Source organism: Planomonospora corallina (assembly GCF_042650625.1).
Taxonomy (GTDB): domain Bacteria; phylum Actinomycetota; class Actinomycetes; order Streptosporangiales; family Streptosporangiaceae; genus Planomonospora_B; species Planomonospora_B corallina.
In genome coordinates this window covers 510,949-533,179 of sequence record NZ_JBHSBM010000011.1, presented here as the reverse complement: position 1 = coordinate 533,179, position 22,231 = coordinate 510,949, and the positions used below count along the sequence as shown (strand labels likewise).

General features: G+C 73.1%; 21 protein-coding genes. 7 read left to right on the top strand and 14 right to left on the bottom strand.

Annotated features, from left to right (window positions below; genetic code table 11):
• Positions 1–61 precede the first annotated feature (61 nt).
• The 4 genes from ACFOWE_RS07285 to ACFOWE_RS07270 form a co-directional block, all read right to left on the bottom strand.
• Positions 62–775, bottom strand: coding sequence for an HAD family hydrolase (locus ACFOWE_RS07285; RefSeq protein ID WP_377286467.1), 714 nt, complete (start codon positions 773–775; stop codon positions 62–64).
• Positions 776–997: 222 nt separating this feature from the next.
• Positions 998–1,633, bottom strand: coding sequence for an HAD family hydrolase (locus tag ACFOWE_RS07280; RefSeq protein ID WP_377286266.1), 636 nt, complete (start codon positions 1,631–1,633; stop codon positions 998–1,000).
• A gap of 52 nt (positions 1,634–1,685) precedes the next feature.
• A complete protein-coding gene (locus ACFOWE_RS07275; protein ID WP_377286265.1) occupies positions 1,686–2,192 on the bottom strand; it encodes a DUF6912 family protein in 507 nt (168 codons plus the stop codon).
• 226 nt (positions 2,193–2,418) lie between these two features.
• Positions 2,419–3,063 (bottom strand): HAD family hydrolase, encoded by a 645-nt coding sequence (locus ACFOWE_RS07270; RefSeq protein ID WP_377286264.1) that lies wholly within the window; start codon positions 3,061–3,063, stop codon positions 2,419–2,421.
• A gap of 84 nt (positions 3,064–3,147) precedes the next feature.
• Here ACFOWE_RS07270 and ACFOWE_RS07265 point away from each other — a divergent pair, with 84 nt between their 5' ends.
• Positions 3,148–4,350, top strand: a complete 1,203-nt coding sequence (locus ACFOWE_RS07265) for an acyl-CoA dehydrogenase family protein (RefSeq protein WP_377286263.1) — start codon at positions 3,148–3,150, stop codon at positions 4,348–4,350.
• Here ACFOWE_RS07265 and ACFOWE_RS07260 read toward each other — a convergent pair.
• Positions 4,347–5,690, bottom strand: coding sequence for a glycoside hydrolase family 3 protein (locus ACFOWE_RS07260; RefSeq protein ID WP_377286261.1), 1,344 nt, complete (start codon positions 5,688–5,690; stop codon positions 4,347–4,349). The two genes, ACFOWE_RS07265 and ACFOWE_RS07260, sit on opposite strands and share 4 nt — an antisense overlap.
• A gap of 361 nt (positions 5,691–6,051) precedes the next feature.
• Between ACFOWE_RS07260 and ACFOWE_RS07255 the strand changes: the two genes are divergently transcribed.
• A complete protein-coding gene (locus ACFOWE_RS07255; RefSeq protein WP_377286260.1) occupies positions 6,052–6,420 on the top strand; it encodes an SH3 domain-containing protein in 369 nt (122 codons plus the stop codon).
• A gap of 209 nt (positions 6,421–6,629) precedes the next feature.
• Here the strand turns inward: ACFOWE_RS07255 and ptsP are convergent, their stop codons facing one another.
• The 5 genes from ptsP to ACFOWE_RS07230 form a co-directional block, all read right to left on the bottom strand.
• A complete protein-coding gene (ptsP, locus tag ACFOWE_RS07250) occupies positions 6,630–8,315 on the bottom strand; it encodes a phosphoenolpyruvate--protein phosphotransferase (RefSeq protein ID WP_377286259.1) in 1,686 nt (561 codons plus the stop codon).
• Positions 8,312–8,572: an HPr family phosphocarrier protein gene (locus tag ACFOWE_RS07245; RefSeq protein WP_377286258.1), complete on the bottom strand. Its 261-nt coding sequence runs from the start codon at positions 8,570–8,572 to the stop codon at positions 8,312–8,314. The genes ptsP and ACFOWE_RS07245 overlap by 4 nt, the downstream gene beginning before the upstream one ends.
• A 398-nt stretch (positions 8,573–8,970) precedes the next feature.
• Positions 8,971–9,417, bottom strand: a complete 447-nt coding sequence (locus ACFOWE_RS07240) for a PTS sugar transporter subunit IIA (RefSeq protein ID WP_377286256.1) — start codon at positions 9,415–9,417, stop codon at positions 8,971–8,973.
• A 131-nt stretch (positions 9,418–9,548) separates the two neighbouring features.
• Positions 9,549–9,785: a glucose PTS transporter subunit EIIB gene (locus ACFOWE_RS07235; protein WP_377286255.1), complete on the bottom strand. Its 237-nt coding sequence runs from the start codon at positions 9,783–9,785 to the stop codon at positions 9,549–9,551.
• A 124-nt stretch (positions 9,786–9,909) separates the two neighbouring features.
• Positions 9,910–10,944 (bottom strand): SIS domain-containing protein, encoded by a 1,035-nt coding sequence (locus tag ACFOWE_RS07230; protein WP_377286254.1) that lies wholly within the window; start codon positions 10,942–10,944, stop codon positions 9,910–9,912.
• Between the two features lie 176 nt (positions 10,945–11,120).
• Between ACFOWE_RS07230 and ACFOWE_RS07225 the strand changes: the two genes are divergently transcribed.
• The 3 genes from ACFOWE_RS07225 to ACFOWE_RS07215 all read left to right on the top strand — a co-directional run bounded on the left by ACFOWE_RS07225 (position 11,121) and on the right by ACFOWE_RS07215 (position 14,124).
• Entirely contained in the window at positions 11,121–11,861 is a 741-nt protein-coding gene (locus tag ACFOWE_RS07225) for a GntR family transcriptional regulator (protein ID WP_377286253.1), read from the top strand.
• Between the two features lie 32 nt (positions 11,862–11,893).
• The gene (locus tag ACFOWE_RS07220) at positions 11,894–13,252 is read left to right on the top strand and encodes a PTS transporter subunit EIIC (RefSeq protein WP_377286251.1); all 1,359 of its coding nucleotides are present in this window, start codon (positions 11,894–11,896) and stop codon (positions 13,250–13,252) included.
• A 329-nt stretch (positions 13,253–13,581) separates the two neighbouring features.
• Complete coding sequence (locus tag ACFOWE_RS07215; RefSeq protein WP_377286250.1) at positions 13,582–14,124, top strand: Rv3235 family protein; 543 nt, start codon at positions 13,582–13,584, stop codon at positions 14,122–14,124.
• Positions 14,125–14,371: 247 nt separating this feature from the next.
• Here the strand turns inward: ACFOWE_RS07215 and secA are convergent, their stop codons facing one another.
• Complete coding sequence (gene secA / locus ACFOWE_RS07210; protein WP_377286248.1) at positions 14,372–17,167, bottom strand: preprotein translocase subunit SecA; 2,796 nt, start codon at positions 17,165–17,167, stop codon at positions 14,372–14,374.
• A gap of 257 nt (positions 17,168–17,424) precedes the next feature.
• Here secA and ACFOWE_RS07205 point away from each other — a divergent pair, with 257 nt between their 5' ends.
• Complete coding sequence (locus tag ACFOWE_RS07205; protein ID WP_377286247.1) at positions 17,425–17,952, top strand: HGxxPAAW family protein; 528 nt, start codon at positions 17,425–17,427, stop codon at positions 17,950–17,952.
• A 230-nt stretch (positions 17,953–18,182) separates the two neighbouring features.
• Positions 18,183–19,361, top strand: coding sequence for a winged helix-turn-helix domain-containing protein (locus ACFOWE_RS07200; protein WP_377286246.1), 1,179 nt, complete (start codon positions 18,183–18,185; stop codon positions 19,359–19,361).
• A 99-nt stretch (positions 19,362–19,460) separates the two neighbouring features.
• Here ACFOWE_RS07200 and ACFOWE_RS07195 read toward each other — a convergent pair whose 3' ends face one another.
• The 3 genes from ACFOWE_RS07195 to ACFOWE_RS07185 form a co-directional block, all read right to left on the bottom strand.
• On the bottom strand, positions 19,461–20,165 hold the full coding sequence (locus tag ACFOWE_RS07195) for a response regulator (protein WP_377286245.1): 705 nt from the start codon (positions 20,163–20,165) through the stop codon (positions 19,461–19,463).
• A 94-nt stretch (positions 20,166–20,259) separates the two neighbouring features.
• A complete protein-coding gene (hpf, locus tag ACFOWE_RS07190; protein ID WP_377286244.1) occupies positions 20,260–20,901 on the bottom strand; it encodes a ribosome hibernation-promoting factor, HPF/YfiA family in 642 nt (213 codons plus the stop codon).
• 518 nt (positions 20,902–21,419) lie between these two features.
• Positions 21,420–22,124: a ComF family protein gene (locus ACFOWE_RS07185; protein ID WP_377286243.1), complete on the bottom strand. Its 705-nt coding sequence runs from the start codon at positions 22,122–22,124 to the stop codon at positions 21,420–21,422.
• Positions 22,125–22,231 lie beyond the last annotated feature (107 nt).

Here is a 22,231-nt window from a genome sequence, read left to right as displayed (position 1 = left end):
GACGCGGGTCTCCGCCGTCGCGGTCCGCCGGGGAGGACGGGTCCGCGGCACGCGGGCCGGGTCAGCCGGTCCGGGCGGGCGAGGTGAGGCGGGTCACGGCCTCGACGAGCCGGGCCGGGTCGCACAGGTCGGGCAGGACCACGTCGGCGCCCTCCTCGCGCAGCTCGCTCGCGAGGGTCCGCCCGGTGGCGACGGCGATCATCGCGGCCCCGGCGATCTTCGCCGCCTGCACGTCCCGGGCCGAGTCGCCGACCAGCACGGTGTTGCTCCCGTCGAAGGCCGCGCCGTGCCTGCGGGCCGCCCTGCCCTGCGCGACCTGGAGCAGGGTGGCCTTGGGGTAGACCTCCTCGCCGTAGCCGCCGACCTCGACGTCGACGTACTTGTCCAGGCCGAAGGCGGCCAGCTTGCGCACCGCGTTGCTCCGGATGGTGCCGGTGAGCACCGACTGCACCGTGCCGTCGAGCCGGGACACGGCCTTGAGCGCGTCCTTCGCGCCGGGCAGCGCCCTGCCCTCCTTGGCCAGCCGCTTGCGGCGGGCGGCGAAGGAGGCTGCCAGCGCGTCCAGGAAGCGCGGCAGGTCCTCGTCGGTGGCGGCGACCCCGTTGATGGCCAGGGTCTCGAAGACGATCTCGGAGTCGGGGCGGCCGTTGTGCTGGGTCAGCTTCACCAGGGGCCTGCCGGTGACCTGGCGGAAGGCGTCCGCGTACGCGTCGCGGGTGACGATGGACACGTCGACCAGGGTCAGATCGACGTTCCAGAGAACGAGGCGGTTGATCGTGACCTCCGGAGATGAGGGGGATGCCAGGGTACGGCCATCCGCCGTACCCTGTCCGCCTCCGATGCCCGGAACGTCCGCTCAGGCTGCCGGGAGGTCCGCACGGGGCCGGGCCGGGAGATCCATGCGGGACCGGCCCGCCGGACGGAGCCGGGCCGGGAGGTCCACGCGGGACCGGATCGCCGGACGGGGAGCGCCGGCGGGCCGGTCAGGGCGCGACCGTCAGGCGTAGTCCAGGGCGTCCGTGAGGGTGTCCACGACGGGCAGGCCCGTCGCCTTCAGGTCGGCGCGGCTGGTCATGCCGCCGGTGTAGAGCACCGCCCGGGCCCCCACGTGCTGCGCGGCGTGCGCGTCGTCGACGCTGTCGCCGATCACCAGCACGTCGGCCGGGTCCACGCCGAGGGCCGCCAGGTGGCTGACCATGGACTCGGCCTTGTGCCCGCCGGGGACCGTGTGCAGCAGCCCGTCGACGCGGGTGAAGTGCCGCTCGATGCCGTATTCGGCGACCTTGGCGGTCAGCCGCTCGTGCCACCACATGGACAGCAGCGACTGCCGCCCGCCCTCCCGCTCCCACGCCTGGAGGGTGGAGAGCGCGTCGGCCGCGAGACCGCACTCCAGCATCAGCCGGTGGTAGTGGTCGTGGAAGCCCGCGTCCATGCGCTCCCACTCGCCGTCGGCCAGCGGGCGGCCGAGCATGCGCTCGTAGGCCGTCCAGATCGGGCGGGTGTAGACCGCGCGGAAGCCATCGGCGTCGTAGGCGCCGAGGCCGTAGGGCTCGAAGACCGCGTTCGTCGCCTTCACCACGGCGTCGATGTCGTCGAAGAGGGTGCCGTTCCAGTCCCAAACGATGTGTCTCATATCGCCATACAGACTAGTCAGCGCCCCGGATGCCCCGCACCCGGATAAAACCTCACTCGACCAGGTCGGGGATCTCCTGGGTGGCGTACCACATGAGCTCGTGGGCCTCGGCGCCGTCCACGGTGAACCGCGCGTCGTCGTCCCCGGCGTCGGCCGCGGGCAGCGCGGCGACGGCCGCCTCGACGTCACCGGCGGCCGAGGGGTCGTCCACGTGGACGGCGGCGATCTCCTCCATCGTGACCGCCCGGGTGAGCCGCACCCGGGAGCGCTCCTCGATGCCGATGCCCGCCTCCACGATCCCGTCCGGCACCTCGGCTGCGACGACCACCCGGCGCGCGGCGGCCTCCACGCCGTCCGCGCGGTCGGCGGCGAGCATCCGCAGGGACGAGCGGGCCGCGTCGGTCAGGGCGACGTACTCCAGCTCCTCGGTGTCCCCCGAGGCGTACCACTCGACCAGCGCGGGGGTCACCGCGTACCCGGTCAGCGGGGCCGGTCCCAGCTCCTTGGCGGCGGCCACGCGGGCCAGCGCCGGGAGCGTGCACGGCAGGTAGACGCGCATCGTTCCTCTGTCTCTTCTGCGAGTGTCTCTTCTGTGAGATCTTCTGCGGGATCTCTTCTACGGGCTGCTTTCCGCGGCGCGGCGGCGGGCCGGAGCCGGGTTCCCCCGAGTCTGCCAGTCCGCGCGACCGGCCCGCGAGGTACGGCACGGCGGCGGCGAGCCTGAACACGGCGGGCGGCCCCGGCGGGGCGGTCCGAGCGGGCGTGCGGCGGGCGGGCGGGGCGGGTCAGCGCAGCGGGACGCCGAGCAACCCCTCCAGCCGGGTGATGGTGTCGGCGGGCTCCCGGTGGTGCAGGCCGGTGATCCCCAGCGCGCCGGCCGCCGTGATGTTGGCCTCGATGTCGTCGATGAAGACGCACTCGGTCCCGGAGAGCCCGACGAGGTCCAGGGTGTACTCGAAGATCCGCGGCTCCGGCTTGCGCATGCCGACCTCCCCGGAGATGACGATCTCGTCGAAGAGGCCGTCCCAGGAGTCGCGGGGGTAGTCGTTGGCCCAGGAGTTGGAGAGCAGGCAGGTCTTCAGCCCGGCGGCGCGGGCGGCGGCCAGCATGTCGTACATCGGCTGGACCGGCTGGAAGCCGGCGAACATCCGGGTCAGCAGCCCCTCGGCGACCGGCGGCACGCCGTCCAGCGTGAGCAGCCTGCGCGCCAGGTCGCGCTCGAAGTCCAGCGCGGAGATCTCGCCGCGCTCCAGGGCGTGGATGAGGTTCTCGCCGTCCGGGCCCGCCTCGTAGGCCTGCATGACCAGCTCGCGCATCACGTCGCGGTAGCGGCCGGGGTCGATGCGCTCGGCGGCGATCCAGACGTCGATCGCCTCGCGCAGCCCCGTGGTGAGCACCCCGCCCCAGTCGATCAGCACGCCCTTGAACATCCCGCCTCCTTCTGCACAGAACCTGTTACAGATTAGGCGCAGCCGGTGGAGCGGCGGGAAACGGCGGGTGCCAGACTGGCGGCCATGGACTTCGCGCTCAGCCCGAAGGCGGAGAAGTATCTCGCCGACCTGAACGACTTCATGGCGTCCCATGTCTACCCGGCGGAACCGGTCTACCACGCGTGGCGGGCGGCCCGCGGGCACGACGACCACACCCTGCCCCCGGTGGTGGAGGAGCTCAAGGCGGAGGCCCGCTCGCGGGGCCTGTGGAACCTGTTCCTGCCCGCCGAGTCCGGCCTGTCCGTGCTCGACTACGCCACCCTGGCCGAGGTCACCGGCCGCTCCGTGGACCTGGCCCCCGAGGCGCTGAACTGCGCCGCTCCCGACACGGGGAACATGGAGGTCCTGCACATGTTCGGCTCGGCCGGGCAGCGGGAGCGCTGGCTCGGGCCCCTGCTCGACGGCCGGATCCGCTCCGCGTTCGCGATGACCGAGCCCGCGGTGGCCTCCAGCGACGCCACCAACATCGCCACCTCGATCACGCGTGACGGCTCCGAGTACGTGGTCAACGGCCGCAAGTGGTTCATCACCGGCGCGGCCGACCCCCGCTGCGAGATCATGATCGTGATGGGCAAGACCGACCCGGAGGCGCCGGTCCACCGGCAGCAGTCGATGGTCCTGGTCCCGATGGACACCCCCGGCGTCGAGGTCGTCCGCCACCTGCCGCTCTTCGGCTACCAGGAGCAGCACGGCCACTCCGAGATCGTCTTCACCGACGTCCGGGTGCCGGCGGAGAACCTGATCGGGGAGGAGGGCGACGGCTTCCGCATCGCCCAGGCCCGGCTCGGCCCCGGCCGCATCCACCACTGCATGCGCGCCATCGGCATGGCCGAGCGGGCACTGGAGCTGATGTGCGCCCGCGCCACGAGCCGCGTGGCCTTCGGCCAGGCCCTCGCCCAGCAGGGCGTCGTCCAGCAGCAGATCGCCGAGTCCCGGCTGGCCATCGAGCAGGCCCGGCTGCTCACCCTGAAGGCCGCCTGGATGATCGACAACGTGGGCGCGAAGACCGCCGCCACCGAGATCGCCGCCATCAAGGTCGTCGCCCCCCGGATGGCCTGCGAGGTCATCGACCGCGCGATCCAGGTGCACGGCGGCATGGGCGTCAGCGACGACGTCCCGCTCGCGATGATGTACGCCCAGGCCCGCGCGATGCGCATCTTCGACGGCCCGGACGAGGTCCACGTCCGGACCGTCGCCCGCCGCGAGCTGAAGCCGTACCTGTCCTAGCGGGCCCTGGCGGTGATCTGCGCGGCGATCTTGCGGTGCGCGGCCGAGCGCAGCACCCGCTCCGCCTCGTCCGGGTCGGCCGCCGGGGCCTCCGCCAGGAACCCCCGCGCGGCCTTGAGCGTCAGCAGCCGCCGGACGGACGCGTCGAGCCGCTCGGCGGAGATGCGGCCGGAGCGCACCGCCTTCAGCACCGCCTCGTACGCCTCTCCGTGGTCCGGCGGCATCAGCAGCAGGTCGGCCCCGGCCAGGACGGACCGGACCGCCACCTCCCCGTCGCCGTACTTCTCCCGCACCCCGGCCATGTTCAGCGCGTCGGTGGTGACGACCCCGTCGAAGCCGAGCTTCTCGCGGAGCAGCCCGGTCAGGATCGGCTTGGAGAGCGTGGCCGGGTCCCCCGACGGGTCGAGCTCCGGCATGACCACGTGCGCGCTCATGATCGCGTCGACGCCCTCCTCGATGGCGGCGGCGAACGGCGGCGCGTCCAGCTTCGCCCACTGGGAGCGGGAGTGTGTGATCACCGGGAGGCCGGTGTGGCTGTCCACGTCCGTGTCGCCGTGGCCGGGGAAGTGCTTGGCCGTGGCGGCCACCCCGGCGTCGTGGAAGCCTCGGACCGCGGCGGCGACCATCGGTGCGACCTTCGCGGGGTCCGAGCCGTAGGCGCGCGGGCCGATCACCGGGTTGCGGGGGTTGACGTTCACGTCGGCGACCGGCGCGAAGTCCAGGTTGACGCCGAGTGCCCGCAGCTCGGTCCCGGTCACCTTCGCCGCCCTGCGGGCCAGCGCGGGATCGCCGGTGGAGCCGATCGTCTTCGCTCCGGGGAGTTCGGTGACCAGCGGCGCGAGCCGGGAGATCTGCCCGTTCTCCTGGTCGGCGCCGATGAGCAGCGGGACCTGGGGGGAGGCCTTCTGCAGCCCGTTGGTGAGGGCGACGACCTGCCGGACGCTCTTGACGTTGTCCGCCCAGGGGAACAGGATCACCCCGCCGGGCCGGTACTTGGCGATCACCTCGGCCGGGGTGCCCACGCCGAAGCGCGCCCGGTTCTCCCCCGAGACGGTGTCGGCCGCCGCACCGTACACGACGGGCATGAACAGCTGGCCGACCTTCTCCTCGACGCTCATCTCCGCGAGCACGGTCTCCACGGCGGGGTCTCCGGGCGCGGGGGTCCGCGACGGCTCGGCGGACGCCGCGGGCGTCCGGCTCGCGGCCGGCGCGGCCCCGGTCCTGCCCGGGGAGGCCGCCGGGGAGGGCTCCGCGGGCCCCGTGGCCGCCCCCGATCCCGCGCATCCGCTCACCATCGTCGCGATCACCGCCAGAGCCGCCGTACGCACGCACCGAACCATGGGGACCACGCTATCCGCGCGGGCGACCGCACGGCCCGCTCCACAGCCCTCTCTTTAACCGCGGCCCCCGGGTCTCCGGTCCTTCTCCGGGCCGCAGCCGCGCGCCGTCCCGCGCCCCCCGGCGTCCCGCGCCCCCGGCGGCCCGGTCGCCTCCGCGCGGCCTGGGCGATCACGCAAAGCCGTGGTCAGAGGAGGGTCGGCTCACGGATCCCCGGGCATGGGCCCACCCGCCGGCAAGGGTCAAGACACGCCCAGCGGAGCCGAACGCGTGTCACAAAATGCCCGATTTGCGTTTTTTGTCCCCGAGTGCGGACATACAGGGACGTGAAATCGCCAATCTTCCACGGACAAGGAGTGGCGAATGATCCCGAAGAGAATCGCCGGAATCATCACGGCGGCCGCCATTTCCAGCGGCGGCCTCACCGCTCTCAGCGCGGTCACCGCGGCACCCGCATCCGCGGCGCCCACCACCGCGGCGCCCACCGCCGCCTCCGCGCCCATCTGCGTGTACAGGGTGCGCAACGCCCCCGCCACCGGCGTCGTCACCGTGCACGCGAAGCCGAGCCGCTTCTCCAAGGTCATCGGCGCCATCAACCCGAGGTATCCCGTCAGCGGGAAGTGCAAGCTCGCGACCACCAACTGGCGCAGAGTGCAGGCTCACAACTCCAAGACCTACGGGTATGTCCACAAGTCATACCTGAAGAAAGTCGCCAGGTACGACCTCCCCTGACCCTCCCGTTCGGTGAGCGGTTCCGCGCCGCGGGGGCCGTCGGCCCCCGCGGCGCGGCCGTGCGCCCGGGCACCTCCGCGCTTCACCGTCCGCGGCTTCACCGCCCGCGCTTCACCCGTCCGCTCTTCACCCGTCCGCTCTTCACCCGTCCGCTCTTCACCCCGCCGTGCTTCCGCCGGCCCGTCACAAGCCGGCCCCGGCCGCTCCTCTCACAGGCCCTGGTCGGCCACGCCCGGCAGGTGCGCGCGGGCCGCCGTCCGGGCCTCGGCCGGGGAGGCGGCCGAGCGCGCGGCCCGCGCCGCCAGCACGCACTGCTCCAAGCTGTGCCGCGCCAGCGCCGCCCGTACGGCGGGCAGCGCGGACGCGCCCATCGAGAGCGAGGTGGCGCCGAGCCCGACCAGCACGCAGGCCAGCACCGGGTCGGCCGCGGCCTCCCCGCAGACCCCGCACGGCCTGCCGCGTCCGGCGGCCCCGGCCACGGCCGCGGCGACCAGGTCGAGCAGGGCGGGCTGCCAGGGGTCGTGGAGCGCGGTCAGCGCGCCCACCTGGCGGTCGGCGGCGAAGGCGTACTGGGCCAGGTCGTTGGTGCCGACCGAGAAGAAGTCGGCCTCGGCGGCGAGGTCGGCGGCGCGCAGGGCCGCGGACGGAACCTCGATCATGATCCCCGCGGACGGCAGCCCCGCCTTCCGGCAGGCGGCCGCGAACCAGGCCGCCTCCTCGGCGGTGGAGACCATGGGGGCCATCACCGCCAGGCGTGCCGAACTACCGGCGGCGGCCCGCGCCAGCGCGGTCAGCTGCGCCGCCAGCACCTCGGGGTGGAGCCTCAGCAACCGCGCCCCGCGCTCCCCCAGCGCCGGGTTGGGCTCCTCGCCTGGTGGCGGGAGGAACGCCAGCGGCTTGTCCGCCCCGGCGTCGAGCGTCCGCACGATCACCTGCCGGCCGGGGAAGGCCTCCAGCACCCGGCGGTACGCCGCCTCCTGCTCCTCCACGGAGGGGGCCTGCGCCCGGCCCAGGAAGAGCAGCTCGGTCCGGTAGAGCCCGACGCCCTCCGCACCGTGCTCCAGAGCGCCCGCCACGTCCTTCGGGCCGCCGATGTTGGCCAGCAGCGGCACGGCGTGCCCGTCGGAGGTCGCCCCGGGGCCGGTGGCCCGTGCGAGCAGGGCCCGGCGGGCGGTGTCGGCCCGGCGGGCGCCCGCCAATTCCTCGGCGGAGGGCTCCAGCCGTACCCGGCCGGAGGTCCCGTCGACGAGCACCGGCACGCCCGCGGGAACGGCGGCGGCGCCCGGGCAGGCCACGACGGCGGGCACGCCCATCGCCCGCGCGATGATCGCGGTGTGGCTGGTCGGCCCGCCCTCCTCGGTGACGAACGCGGCCACCGTGTCCGGGGAGAGCAGCACGGTGTCGGCCGGGGCCAGGTCACGGGCGACGAGCACGTACGGCTCCGCGGCGCCGGCCGGCACGCGCGAGACCGGCCGGCCGGCGAGGACAGCGATCACCCGGTCCCGGACGTCGTCGAGGTCGGCGACGCGGGCGGCCAGGTACCCCCCGGCCGCGGCGAGCATCCTGCGGTACCCGCCGAACCCCTCGTAGACGGCGCGGGCGGCGCTGGAGCCGGCCCGGACCAGCCGGGCCACCTCGTCCCCCAGGTCGGGGTCGCGCGCCATCATCGCCTGGGCCTCGAGGACGTCGCGGCCCTCGCCGCCGGCGTGCTCCCCCAGCTCCTGGAGGTCCGCGGCGACCCGCTCCAGCGCCCGCAGCGCCCGCCCGGTCTCCGCCCCGGCGTCCCCGCCGTGCCGCTCCCCGGGCGGAGGCGGCGGGACCGCGTCGCCGACCACGTAGGCGGGCCCGTAACCCGCGCCGGGGCTCACGCCCACCCCCGTGAGCGTCCGGCTCATGGCGCCGAGGCGATCTCCGCCAGCCGGTCGAGGAGCTCTTCCGCCCCTTCACCGTCCGCACTGATCACCACGGTCTCCCCCTGGCGGACGTCGAGCGAGAGGACGCCGAGGATGCTCTTGGCGTTGACCGGCTTGCCGCCGGGCTTGGCGACGGTGATGTCCAGGTCCGCGGCCTTGGCCGCGGTCTGCACGAACGTCGCGGCGGGGCGGGCGTGCAGGCCGACCTCGGCCTTGACGATGACGTGGCGCTCGGGCACGGACTCCTCCTGAAGGGATATCTCCTGGCGAGCGGTCTAGACCGCTCGGCTCCTATATGGCCGGGAAGGCCGGTCGGTCTCTCCGGGACCGCGACCGCGGGGTCTCCCCGAAGTCCGTCCCGGCGGGTTCCGCCCCGTCATCACCGGGTCCGCGTCCTGTGCGCGGACCCGGCCGCAGGGCCTCATTCCCCCGGACCTGTGAATTGCACGTGGGTCCCATTCTTCCCGAAGATCCGGTTCCATGCCCCGCCGCCTCCGGATCGTCCGCTGCGACCGCCCGTGAGACCGCCCGTGACGGCCACGTGGCACACCTCCGCGACCGCCGCGTGGAACCACCTCCGTGACCGCCCGCCGCCCCGCGGAACCGCCTCCCCCCGGACTCCGGAGCGGCCGGGCCCTCACGCCCACCGGAACAGCGCCTCCCCCGCGGCCACGGCCCCGTCGGCGACCTCCGTCACGGCCTCCGCGAACGCGTCCAGCGCCACCACCGAGCAGACCGGGGAGCGCCCGCTCGCCTCGACCCCGGCCGGGTTCCAGACCAGCACGGGCTGCCCGGCGCTCACCCGGTCGCCCTCCGCCACCAGCAGCTCGAAGCCCTCCCCCCGCAACTGGACGGTGTCGATGCCCAGGTGGACCAGGACCCCCCGGCCGTCGTCGGAGACCACGACGAAGGCGTGGGGGTGGAGCTTGCGGACCCGTCCCGCGATGGGCGCGACCACCCGGCCGGGCCGGCGCGCCGGATCGATCGCCGCACCCGGGCCCACCAGCCCCGCCGCGAACACCGGGTCGGGGACCGCGGCGAGCCCGACGGCCGTCCCCGCGACCGGGGCCAGAACTGCGGTCATCACACCCCCTCGGTGCCGTACGCGCCCGCGCCTGCGGGGACGGCCCCCGGATCTCCTCGAACCCGCCCGGCGTCGCCCGCTCACTCCCGCACTCGGCGGAGCGGCCCCACGCCTCGGCCCGGGGCGACCGCTCAGCCGATGATGTCCTCGATGTCCCCGGCGATCATGTCGGCCTCGGGGCCCACGACCACCTGGACGATGACCCCCGCGACCATGACCCCGTGCGCGCCGGCCGCCCGCAGGGCCGCCTGGTCGACCTTCGAGGCGTCGCGGACCTCGGTCCGGAGCCGGGTGATGCACGGCTCGATCTCGATGATGTTCTCCGCGCCACCGAGACCCGCGATGATCGCTCCGGCGTCTGCCGCCATGTCGCCCTCCTGCCTTGACGGTGCGCCGCCCAGCCTAGGTCCTGCCCGCTCGGGGGGCTCCCGCCCGTCCTTCCTCCTCGCGGGACGGTCCCTCCAGGCCGCCCGGGCGCGCGCCCCGGACCCCTCAGTCCGTCTGGGTCACCTTGTTGAGGCCGCGCGGGGCGTCGGGGTCGATCCCCAGCCGGCGCGCGAGGGCCTCGGTGAGCAGCTGACCCGGGACGACGAGCCCGATCGGGGCGACCCACTCGGGCAGGTCGGGGCCGTTCAGCGCGGCCGTGCCCGCCGCCGCGAGCCGGGTGCCGCCGCCGACCGTGAAGGCCGCGGCCCCGGCGCCGGTGACCCGCTCGGCCAGCGCCACGGTGCCGTCCAGCGTCGGCCCCTCGCCGGCCGCGACCAGGATCGCCGGGGTGTCGGCGTCCACCACGGCGATCGGGCCGTGCAGCAGGTCCGCGTAGGACAGGCCCATGGCGTGCAGGTAGCAGGCCTCCTTCAGCTTGAGCGCCGTCTCCAGCGCGGTGGAGAAGGCCAGGCCGCGGCCGGAGACCACGACGCCCGGCTTGTCGGCCAGCCCGTCGACGACGGTCTCCAGGTCGCCGGGGTCGCCGATCAGCTTCTCCACGGCCTCCGGGACCCGGCGCAGGTCACCGGGGTCGACGTCGGCGCCCAGGCCGAGGCCGAGCACGGCCAGCGCGGCGAGCTGGGTGGTGTAGGTCTTGGTCGCCGGGACGGCCTTCTCCTCGCCCGCCAGGGTGCACAGGGCCAGGTCGGCGGCCTGCGCCAGCGGGCTGTCCTCGCCGCCGTTGGTGATCGCGACGGTCTTCGCGCCGCACTCGCCGGCCCAGGCGAGGGTCTCGACGATCTCCTCGGTCCGGCCGGACTGGGACAGGCCGACGGCCAGCACCCCGTCGAGGTCGAGCCTGCGCCGGTAGGTGGTGGCGATCGACGGCGCGGCGAGGGTGGACAGGCGTCCCGCGTGCGCCTCGACGAGGTAACGGCCGTAGACTGCGGCGTTGTCGGAGGTGCCGCGGGCGATGAACAGCAGCTGCCTGGTCTGCCGTGCCAGCCGCTCCACCTCCCCGACCCTGGGGAGGAGGGCGTCCAGCGTGGCCTGCAGCGCAGCGGGCTGCTCGGCGATCTCACCGCGCATCTTGGTCGTCATCTCGCGCCCATCCTTAAAGCTCGCATCCGTGAGGCTCGGACAGGCGCGATCGGGCCGTTATCGATCCGTCGCCGGCCCGTCCGTTGACACCCTTTTCCGGCCTGTGGTCTAGTCCGGACTAGACCAGTACGAACCATAGCCCATCAACCACCACAGTTCGAGAGGGGGCGGATCACATGGCGCAAATCGATCCGGACAGCCCGATCCCGAAGTACTTTCAGCTCCGCGAGATCCTGCTCGACCTCATCGACAGCCACGAGCTGGCCATCGGGGCGGCGATCCCCTCGGAGCGCGAGCTCTGCCAGCGCTTCGGCCTGTCCCGTATGACCGTGCGGCAGGCGGTCGACCACCTGGTCTCCGAGGGCAGGCTGCAACGCGTCCCGGGCAAGGGCACCTTCGTCGCCCGCCCCAAGATCGAGATGCCGCTCCGGCTGACCTCGTTCACCGAGGAGATGCGTTCGCGGGGCATGGAGCCCGGCTCGGTCGACCTGGACCGCCGGGTGGTCAGGGCCAGCGCGCACCTCGCCCGGGAACTGGGCATCCAGCCGGGCGACGAGGTCCACTTCGTCGAGCGGCTGCGCACCGCCGCCGGTGAGCCCATGTGCATCGAGCGGGCCCACGTCCCGGTCGCCCTCGCGCCCGACCTCGACGCCCACGAGCTGTCGGACCGCTCCCTCTACTCCGTGCTGGAGACCCATTACGGCCTGATCATGGACGCGGGCGAGCTGACCATCGACGCCGGCATCGCCGACCCGGGCGACGCCGACCTGCTGAAGCTGCCGCGCGGCGGGGCCGTCCTGCTGCTCCAGCAGCGCTCGTTCTCCGGCGGCGTCTGCGCCGAGCTCGGGGTGTCCACCTACCGCGCCGACCGCTACCAGCTCCGCACCGTCCTGGAGACCCCGGCGCGCCGCACCTGACCTCCTCTCCCCCACCCCCCAAGGAGTGCCGGATGAGCTCCACCCCGGCGGAGGCGCCCGGCCCCGGCTCCGGCCCCGGTCCGGGTCCCGGCTCCGCGGTGATGGGCGTGCTCCAGCGCCTGGGCCGCTCGCTCATGCTCCCGATCGCGGTGCTGCCCGCCGCCGGCCTGCTGCTCCGGCTCGGCCAGGACGACCTGCTGGGCCGTACGGACGACGTGCTCCTCGACGACGTGGCCCACGTGCTCGGCACCGCGGGCGGCGCGCTCTTCGACAACCTGCCGATCCTGTTCGCGATCGGGGTGTCCATCGGGTTCGCCCGCAGGGCCGACGGCTCGACCGCGCTGGCCGGGATCGCCGGCTACCTGGTCTTCCACGCCGTCAGCATGAACATGTTCTTCCGGCTTTTCGACGACGTCCTGAAAGAGTCGATCACCGTTCGGGTCTTCGACCCGGCCAGCCCGGGCGTGCCGGAGACGGTGCTCGACCTGGGCGCGCAGAACCCCACCGGCGTGCTCGGCGGCATCCTCATGGGGCTGGTCTCCGCGGTGCTCTGGCAGCGCTTCCACCGCACGAGGCTCCCGACCGCCCTGGCGTTCTTCAGCGGCCGCCGCCTGGTGCCGCTCCTGACCGCCTTCACCGGGCTCGTGCTCGGGGTCGCGGTCGGCTTCGTCTGGCCGGTCCTGGGCGGCTGGCTCCGCGCCTTCGGCGTCTGGCTGGCCGACAACAGCACGCTGGGCGCGGGTGTCTACGGCATGGTCAACCGCGCTCTGCTCCCGCTGGGCCTGCACCACATCGTCAACAACATCGTCTGGACCCAGGTACCGGCGTGCGTGACGGAGAGCGGCAGGCGGCTCGCGGGCGACCTGGTCTGCTTCAACCACGGCGTGCAGGGTTACGGCGGCTTCGAGGCCGGTTTCTACCCGGTGCTGATGTTCGGCCTGCCCGCGGCGGCGATCGCCATCTGGCGGGCGGCTCCTCCGCACCGGCGCACCGCCGTCGGCTCCATCATGGTCTCCGCCGCGCTCACCGCGTTCCTCACCGGCATCACCGAGCCGATCGAGTTCGCCTTCATCTTCGTGGCGCCGGTCCTGTTCGTGGTGCACATCGCGCTGACCGGCGTCTCCCTGGCCGTCGCCTCGGCGCTGGACGCCAAGCTCGCCTTCAGCTTCTCCTCCGGCCTGATCGACCTCGGCCTGTACGGCACCGCGGCCAACGCCCGCGGGGTGCCGGTCGTCATCGCCATGGGCCTGGTCTACGCGGTGGTCTACTACACCGTCTTCGGTTTCCTGATCCGGCGCCTGAACATCATGACCCCCGGCCGCGAGCCCGAGCCGGACGTTGACTCCGGCGGGACCCGGCCGGACGGCGCCGCCGGGCGGACCGCCGCCTGACCGGTCGGTCCCCGTCCCTCCGGGGCCGGGGGCGGTCCGCGCGGACGGACCGCACCCGGCCCGGGCGGGCGGAACGGCGCGGCCCCGCTCCGGCGAGTCCCCTCCGGGCACGGCCCCCACCCCGGTTTCGGCCGTCCCCTGGGAAACGACCGCTCTTCCGAAACCCGGCCGCCGCGACCGGGCGGCGCTCCAGCTTGAGGTGATCTTCTGCGCGTAGCGGGCGAAGTCCCGAGGGCCCGCCGGAAAGCTGGCGGGTGATGTATCTGGCGGCGGGACCGGAAACTCCCCACCGTGTCAGTCCGCTCCAGACCCTTCGAACCGGAGTCGCCGTGTCTCCCTCCCCGTCCCGTTCCTCCCGCTCCCTGCCGCTGCCCCGGATCAACCCCTCCCCCGTGGCCGAGCCGCCCTACGACGAGGAGCACCCCTCCCGCGAGGCCGGGGCCGGGGCCGCCGCGCCGTACCGGCGGGGGCCGTACGTGCAGGGGACGCTCGCCCTCACCGCGGAGCCGGAGCCGGTGGCCCCGCCGCCCCGGCGGCCGCTGGTGTGGGGACCGCCCGGCGCGGTCCCGGACGAGCGGCGGCTGCGGGCCCTCGGGCAGGCCGTCGTGGAGATCCTCGCCGGTCGGCGACCGCCCGCCAGCGTCTCCTGCCACCTGACCCGCCGGGCCCACGCGGAGCTGATCCGTGCCGGGAAGGTCTTCGACTGCACGCGCCCTCCGCGGGTGGGTGCGCCCCACATCTCCCAGCCTCGGGACGGGGTGGTGGAGATGTGCCTGCTCGCGCACTGCGGCGAGCGCTCCCGGGTGCTGGCCCTGCGGCTGGAGCGCCGGGGCGTGCAGTGGCTGTGCACCGACTTCGAGACCGCCCCCTGAACCACGTGCCGGACCACCTCCGGACACCGCTGAACCGCGTGCCGGGCCATCTCCGGGCTGCCGTTGAACCACGTGCCGGGGCCGCCCCTGGAGCACGTGCCGGGGCCGCCCCGGCACGGGGAAGGGCCCGCACCCCTGTCGGCGGATTCCAGGGGTGCGGGCCCTTTCACGAGCTCACGGGGCCGGGTGGGCCCGCGGCCGCGGGCCCACGGGACGGCGGGGCCGGAGCCCGGCCCCGCCGTCCCGGTCAGGCCTCGGTGTTCTTCGGGTCGCCGTGGCAGCGCTTGTACTTCTTGCCTGAGCCGCACGGGCACGGGGCGTTGCGCTCGACGTCGCCGTAGGCGTCGCGCTCCTCCTTCGTGCTGACCCGCGTGTGCTCCACCTCGCCCCGCTCACCGGGCGCGGTGTACTGCAGCTCGCTGGGGCGCTGCGGGCCGCGCAGGCCGCGGGCGATGATGGAGCGGGCCTCCGCGACCGACTCGTCCTCCTCGGCGGCCTCCTCGACGATCGGGCTGATCTGCACCTCCACCTCGAGGTTGAACAGGTAGCCGACCGACTCCTCCTTGATGCCGTCGAGCATCGCGGAGAACATCTCGAAGCCCTCCCGCTGGTACTCGATCAGCGGGTCGCGCTGCGCCATCGCGCGCAGGCCGATGCCCTCCTGGAGGTAGTCCATCTCGTAGAGGTGCTCGCGCCACTTGCGGTCCAGGACCGAGAGGATGACCCGGCGCTCCAGCTCCCGCATGGCCTCCGACCCGAGCTCCTCCTCGCGGCGGTCGTAGGCGGCCAGGGCGTCGGCCTTGATCTTCTCGGACAGGAAGGCGGCGGAGAGCTCCTCGCGGCTGCCGGCCTCCTCGGCGAGCCCGTCGACCGTGAGGGTGATCGGGTAGAGCTGGCCCAGGGCCTTCCAGAGCTTGTCGAGGTCCCAGTCCTCGGCGAAGCCCTCGGCGGTGGCGCCGGCGACGTACTCGTCGACGACGTCGCCCACGAAGTCGCGGATCTGCTCGTGCAGGTCGGCGCCCTCCAGCACGCGGCGGCGCTCGGCGTAGATCACCTTGCGCTGCCGGTTCATGACCTCGTCGTACTTCAGAACGTTCTTGCGGATCTCGAAGTTCTGCTGCTCGACCTGGTGCTGGGCGGAGGCGATGGCCTTGGAGACCATGCCGGACTCGATCGGGACGTCGTCCGGGATGTTCAGCCGCGTCATGATCATCTCGACCCGGGCCGAGTTGAACAGGCGCATCAGGTCGTCCTCGAGCGAGAGGTAGAACCGCGACTCGCCCGGGTCGCCCTGGCGGCCGGAACGGCCGCGGAGCTGGTTGTCGATACGGCGCGACTCGTGCCGCTCGGTGCCCAGGACGTAGAGGCCGCCGAGCTCGGTGACCTCCTCGTGCTCGGCCTTGACGGCCTCCTTGGCCTTCTCCAGCGCCTCGGCCCAGGCCTTCTCGTACTCGTCCGGGGTCTCGACCGGGTCCAGGCCGCGGTTGCGCAGCTCGAGGTCGGCGCGGAAGTCGGGGTTGCCGCCGAGCATGATGTCGGTGCCTCGACCGGCCATGTTGGTGGCGACGGTGACCGCGTGCTTGCGACCCGCCTCGGCGACGATCGCGGCCTCACGGGCGTGGTTCTTGGCGTTGAGCACCTCGTGCTTGACGCCCCGGCGCTTGAGCTCCCTGGACAGCCGCTCGGACTTCTCCACGCTCGTGGTGCCGACCAGGACCGGCTGGCCCTTCTCGTAGCGCTCGGCGATGTCGTCGACGACCGCCAGGAACTTGGCGTCCTCGGTCTTGTAGACCACGTCCGCCTGGTCCTTGCGGATCATCGGCCGGTTGGTCGGGATGGGGACGACGCCGAGCTTGTAGGTCTGGTGGAACTCGTTGGCCTCGGTGGCCGCGGTTCCGGTCATGCCGGAGAGCTTGGCGTAGAGGCGGAAGTAGTTCTGCAGCGTGATCGTGGCGAGCGTCTGGTTCTCGTCCTTGATCTTGACGCCTTCCTTCGCCTCGATGGCCTGGTGCATGCCCTCGTTGTAGCGGCGGCCGTGCAGGACGCGACCGGTGAACTCGTCGACGATCAGGACCTCGCCGTCGACGACGATGTAGTCCTTGTCCTTCTTGTAGAGCTCCTTGGCCTTCAGCGCGTTGTTGAGGAAGCCGACCAGGTGGGTGTGCTCGGGCTTGTAGAGGTTGTCGATGCCGAGCCAGTCCTCGACCTTCTCCACGCCCGCTTCCAGGATGCCGACCGTGCGCTTCTTCTCGTCGACGACGTAGTCGCCGGTGCTCTCCTGGCCGTCCTTGCCCTCGGTGCCCCTGCGGAGCCGGGGGACGATCTTGGCGAACTCGCCGTACCACTTGCCGGACTGCTCGCCCGGGCCGGAGATGATCAGCGGGGTCCGGGCCTCGTCGATGAGGATCGAGTCGACCTCGTCGACGACGGCGAAGTTGTGGCCGCGCTGGACGCACTCCTCCAGCGACCAGGCCATGTTGTCGCGCAGGTAGTCGAAGCCGAACTCGTTGTTCGTGCCGTAGGTGATGTCCGCGTTGTACTGCTTGCGGCGCTCGTCCGGCGGCATGTTGGCCAGGATCACGCCGACCTCGAGCCCGAGGAAGCGGTGGACGCGGCCCATCTCCTCGGCGTCGCGCTTGGCGAGGTAGTCGTTGACCGTGACGACGTGCACGCCCTTGCCGGAGATGGCGTTGAGGTAGGCCGGGAGCGTACAGGTCAGGGTCTTGCCCTCACCGGTGCGCATCTCGGAGATGTTGCCCATGTGCAGGTTGGCCCCGCCCATGATCTGCACGTCGAAGTGGCGCTTGCCCAGCACGCGCCGGGCGGCCTCGCGTACGGTGGCGAAGGCCTCGGGAAGCAGATCGTCGAGGGACTCGCCGTCGGCGTGGCGCTGCTTGTACTCGTCGGTGAGGGCGCGCAGCTCGGCGTCGGTCAGGCTCGTGAAGTCGTCCTCGATGGAGTTGACCTGGTCGGCGATGCGCTTGAGCTTACGCAGAGTCTTGCCTTCGCCTGCGCGAAGAATCTTGTCGAGAAAGGCTGGCACTGTAGGTAAGGCTCCTCGCAGGTCTTCCGCGGCCGGATCGGCCCGGATGAGGACGAGACATGGTTCTCCGCTGCCATCGTAGGCGCTTCCACCACCGGACACATCCACCATGAATGACGGTCTTGATCTCCGTGGTGTTCCCCGGACGGCCATTTTGGGGAGTACAGCCCAGCATGGAAGGGTATGTCCCCCGCCAGTACGGCTCGTAGGAAAAAGACCGGCGGGCGCGCCGTCACGCGCCGAGGAGACACGGGAGCATGGCCGAGACCGCACCGGAGAGCGCGTCCGAGACCGGCCGGGGGAGCCGCCCCGGGGAGCGCCGGGACGGTGAGGTCGCCCGTGGCGCCCCCGGAGGACGCGGACGCCCCGAGGACCGGAACGGCCGCGGGGGCCACGGCGGCCGTGGCGGTCACGAGGACCACGGGGACCAAGATGGCCATGCGGGCCACGCCGTCAGCGGAGACCGGGGCCACGGGGACCACAGGAGCCATGGGAGCCATGGGAGCCATGGGAGCCCCGGGGGTCCCGGGGGTCCCGGGGGTCCCGGGGGTCCCGGGGGCCACGGAGGCAGGGCATCCTCCTGGCTGGCCGTGACCGTGAGCGTGCTGGGTTTCGTCATCGGCGGGGTCGGCCTGGTCACCGGGCCCGACTGGTTCGTCTTCTGGATGGGCGCGGCCGTCTGCGCCCTGGGCGGGATCCTCCTGCTGGCCTTCGACGCCTTCGCCGACGCCGTCGTCGACGCCCCGCGCACCCGGGCCGGCCGCCGGGAGGGCGCTCTGAGCTGAGCCGGACCGGCTCCCGGAAGGACGCTCCCCGCGCCCGGCGTGAGCGGGCAGAACGGGCGCTCCCGGAGGGACACTCCCCACCCGGCGCGGGCGGGCGGCACGGACTCCCGTCCGCCGCTACGGCGGAAAGGGCGTCCACGGTCCGGCCGGCGACACCGGCATAGCGATTTCGTCGGTGTGGAGCGCTACCCTCGCCTCATGTTGACGCACTGCTCGCCCCGGAGCCGGACATGACGGTCACGCTCCCCGCCGACGAGGCCCGCCGGATCATCCTGCGCGCCCAGGGGCTCCTGGGCGCCGACGCCCGCCGCGGCGGCGCGGGCGCGACCCTGCGCCGCCTGGGCGCCGTCCAGCTCGACACGATCTCCGTCCTGGCCCGCTCCCACGAGCTGGTCGCCTACGCGCGCCTCGGCGCGGTCGGCCGGGGGAAGGTCGAGCGGGCCTACTGGGACGTCCCGCCCCGCGCCTTCGAGTACTGGTGCCACGCCGCCTGCATCCTGCCCCTGGACGACTGGCCGCTGTACGCCTTCCGGCGGCGCGCCTACCGGGAGCGGAAGTACCGCTGGCACGAGGTCCCGCCGGTCGTGGACAAGGTGCTGGAGCAGGTCCGCGAGAGCGGTCCCGTCACGACGACCGAGCTCGGCGGCGCCAAGAACGGCGGCGCCTGGTGGGACTGGTCAGACTCCAAGATCGCCATCGAGTGGCTGCTGGACACCGGGCAGGTGGTCTGCACCCGCCGGGTCGGGTGGCGTCGTGTCTACGACCTGGCCGAGCGGGCCGTCCCCGCCCACCTGCTGGGACAGGACCTCTCCGACGCCGAGTGCGTCGCCCGCCTCGCCCGTACGGCGGGCCGCGCCCTCGGCGTCGCCACCCGCGCGGACCTGGTCGACTTCCTCAGGCTCAAGGCCCCGCACTCCGCCCTGCTGGACGCGGCGCTGCTGGACGGCTCCGCCGGGCTGGCCCCCGTCCGGGTCGAGGGCTGGACCGGCCGCTCGGAGCAGGCGTGGGCCGATCCGGCCGCGCTGGAGACCCCGCCCCGGGGCCGGCACCGCACCACGCTGCTGTCACCGTTCGACTCCCTCGTCTGGGACCGTCCCCGCACCGCCCGCGTCTTCGGCTTCGACCACCGGCTGGAGGCCTACGTCCCCAGGGACAAGCGCGTCCACGGCTACTTCACGATGCCGCTCCTGGCCTCCGGCCGCCTGATCGGCCGGGTCGACCCGGCACGCGAGGGTTCCACCCTGGTCGCCCGCCAGATCGGCCTCGAGCCCGGGATCACGCCGGGCAGGGCCGCGGAGCCGCTGGCCGAGTCCCTGCGCGAGGCCGCGGGCTGGGTCGGCTGCGACGACGTCCGCGTCGAGCGCGTCGATCCCGCTCTCGGCCGGGCGCTGGCCGCCCTGATCCCGTAGCGGCGGCCGGCGTGCCCGGCTCCATGATCCCCGTGATCCCCGTGATCCCCGTGCTCCCCGCCGACCGGCGGGGAGCACGCGTCAGGTGATGAGCACGGGTCAGGTGATCTCGAGCATCCGCTCGCGGACCGCGTAGACCACCGCCTCCATCCGGGAGTGCAGCTGCAGTTTGTCCAGGATGTTGCGGACGTGGTTCTTCACGGTGTTCTCGGAGATGAACAGCTGCTTGGCGATCTCGCGGTTGTTCATCCCCTTGGCGACCAGGCGGAGGACCTCCATCTCCCGGTCGGTCAGCCGGGGGACGGGGAGCTGCGGAGGCCGCTCGGCCTCCTTCCGGCTCATGGTCGCGAACTCGTTGATGAGCTTCGTGGCCATCGCCGGGTTGATGAGCGACTGCCCTTCGTGAACGCCCCGCACGACCTCGGGGAGCTCGTCGAGCTGGACGTTCTTCAGCAGGTAGCCGGTGGCCCCCGCCTTGATCGCCTCGAAGAGGTCCTCCTCCTCGTCGCTCACGGTCAGCATGATGATCCGGATGCTCGGCGCCGAGGCCTTGATCTCCCGGGTGGCCTCGATCCCGCTCCTTCTGGGCATCCGGACGTCCATGAGCACGACGTCCGGTGTGAGGCGGTCGGCGAGCTCGACCGCTTCCTGACCGTCGCTCGCCTCGCCGACCACCTCGATGTCCGCCTCCGCGGCCAGCGCCATCTCCAGGCTGCGGCGGATCAGCGCGTGGTCGTCAACGATCAGCACGCGGATGGGATCGCCGCGCCCGGCAGGGCGGGCCGCCTCGTCGGGTTCCGTCACGCCTCCTCCTCGGGGGGCCAGAGCCGTTGGACCGCCATGATTACACGGGTTCGGGGTCCGCGGGTTGGTCGGAGAGGATCTTCGAACGCGGCGGTCAGGGCTCGATGAGCCGCAGCACGCCGTAGTCGTAGCCCTTGCGCAGGTACACGACGCTGGGCAGGCCGCTCTCCTTGTCCCGGAAGAGGTAGAAGTCGTGGCCCACCAGCTCCATCTCCAGGAGCGCCTGGTCGATGGTCATCGGCTCGGCCTTGTGGACCTTCTCCCGGACCACCAGGGGGCCTTCACCCTCCATCTCGATCGGGACGGTGCCCTCCTCGGCGGCCTCCGCGCCGGCCTCGGCCTCCTTCTCCGACTCGAGGCGGATCGGCGGCGGGGAGGCCTCGATGGCCGCGGCGGTCATCTCCGCGACCGACATGGGGCTCTGGTTGCCGTAGTGCACCTTGCGCCGGTCCGCGATGCGCCGGAGCCTCCCGCCGAGCTTGCCGAGGGCGATGTCGAGGGCGGCGAAGCGGTCCTCGGCCGAGGCCTCGGCCCGGATCGCGGGACCGCGGGAGTGGATGGTGAGCTCGACCCGCTCGCGCTGGTCCGCCAGGCGCGGGTTGCGTTCCTTGGACACCTCCACGTCGACGCGGATGACCCTCTGGTCCAGACGCTCGATCTTGGCCAGCTTGGTCGTCACATGGTCGCGGAACCGATCACTCACTCCGGTGTGCCGACCCTTGACGATGATGTCCATGCACAGCCCCCCTTCGGCTCTCGACTGTGTTGCCGCGGCACCCGTCCGGCCGACCTGGTCTTCGTCCCCACATCCGCCTGCTGAGGGTCTCGCAGCTCTTTGCCACTACTGCCCTTCTCTCCTGGCGAGGAACATCTGGCTCCCCGGGGAGGCAGGACTTACCTCTAAGCCGCACCGTGATCGGTCGACAAAAAGTCGCCTTACGTGGACCGTTTCGCCTGCGGCTGGCATCGGCTAGCCGGACCGGCCCCCCAGCGGGGGTCGGCCCGACGCAACCACGGACCCGGACGGGTGCCATGTCTTGACGCTATCCGCATCGCGGTCGAATGTCAGCATCACGGCCGGCCGAAGAATCACTTTCCGTGATCTCTACCGGGCCGGTTCCGGACATAGGTCCTGGTTTCCAGTCGCCGGACACCCCTGACATGAAGGCTTCTCATGTCCGGTGCGCGACCCTGACCTCGCAATCCGGACATGGAGGCACCGCCGCCGGGCCGGGCCGATACTTGACCGCTCTTTTACGGTGAGTGATCGATGCGCGATCCGCCTCTTCGGCGTGTCGCCGCCACCGTGACGGCGAGGGGCACCGGCGCCCCCGCCGCGCGGAGCGTCCGGGCGGCCTCCGCGAGGGTGGCGCCTGTGGTGACGATGTCGTCGACCACCACGACCGCCCGCCCCTCCCTCCTGAACGCCGCCAGGCGGCCCTCGGCGCCGGGCGCGAGGCGGTAGGCCGCCGCGAGGTTCTCCGCCCTCTGCGCGGAGCTCAGCCCCGCCTGGTCGGCCACTCGGCGGCGCTGGGCGAGCAGGTGCGCCGCCTGGGCCGGCCATCCGGCCGCGCGCAGGTATCCGGCCGCCAGCACGGCCAGCCGGGCCACCGGGTCGTGCCCGCGCCGCCGCAGCGCCGCGCGGGCACTGGGCACCGGGACGAGGACCAGCGGGCGCGTGCCCGCCGCGGTGCCCGCCGCCAGCGCCAGCGCCCCTGCCAGCGGGCGGGCCAGGGCGGTGCGCCCGCGCTCCTTGTAGGCGAGGATCGCCCGGCGGACGGCGCCGGTGTAGACCGCGGCCGACCAGCACTCGGGCAGGCCGGGCGGGGCGGGGAGCGGCATCCGGCACGCGGGCTCGCCGTGCAGCTCCGCCGCGCAGCGACCGCAGACGAGCGCGCCGGGCGCCTCGCATCCGGCGCAGCGCGGCGGCAGGACCAGGTCGAGCAGGACGGTCGTCACAGAGGCCACCGTGCCAGACCCCACCGACAGAAACGGGCGTCCTCCCAGGTCATGGACGTGGTCGCCGGCCAGGCGCCCCGATGCGGCCGAAGGCCCGCCGCCTGTCC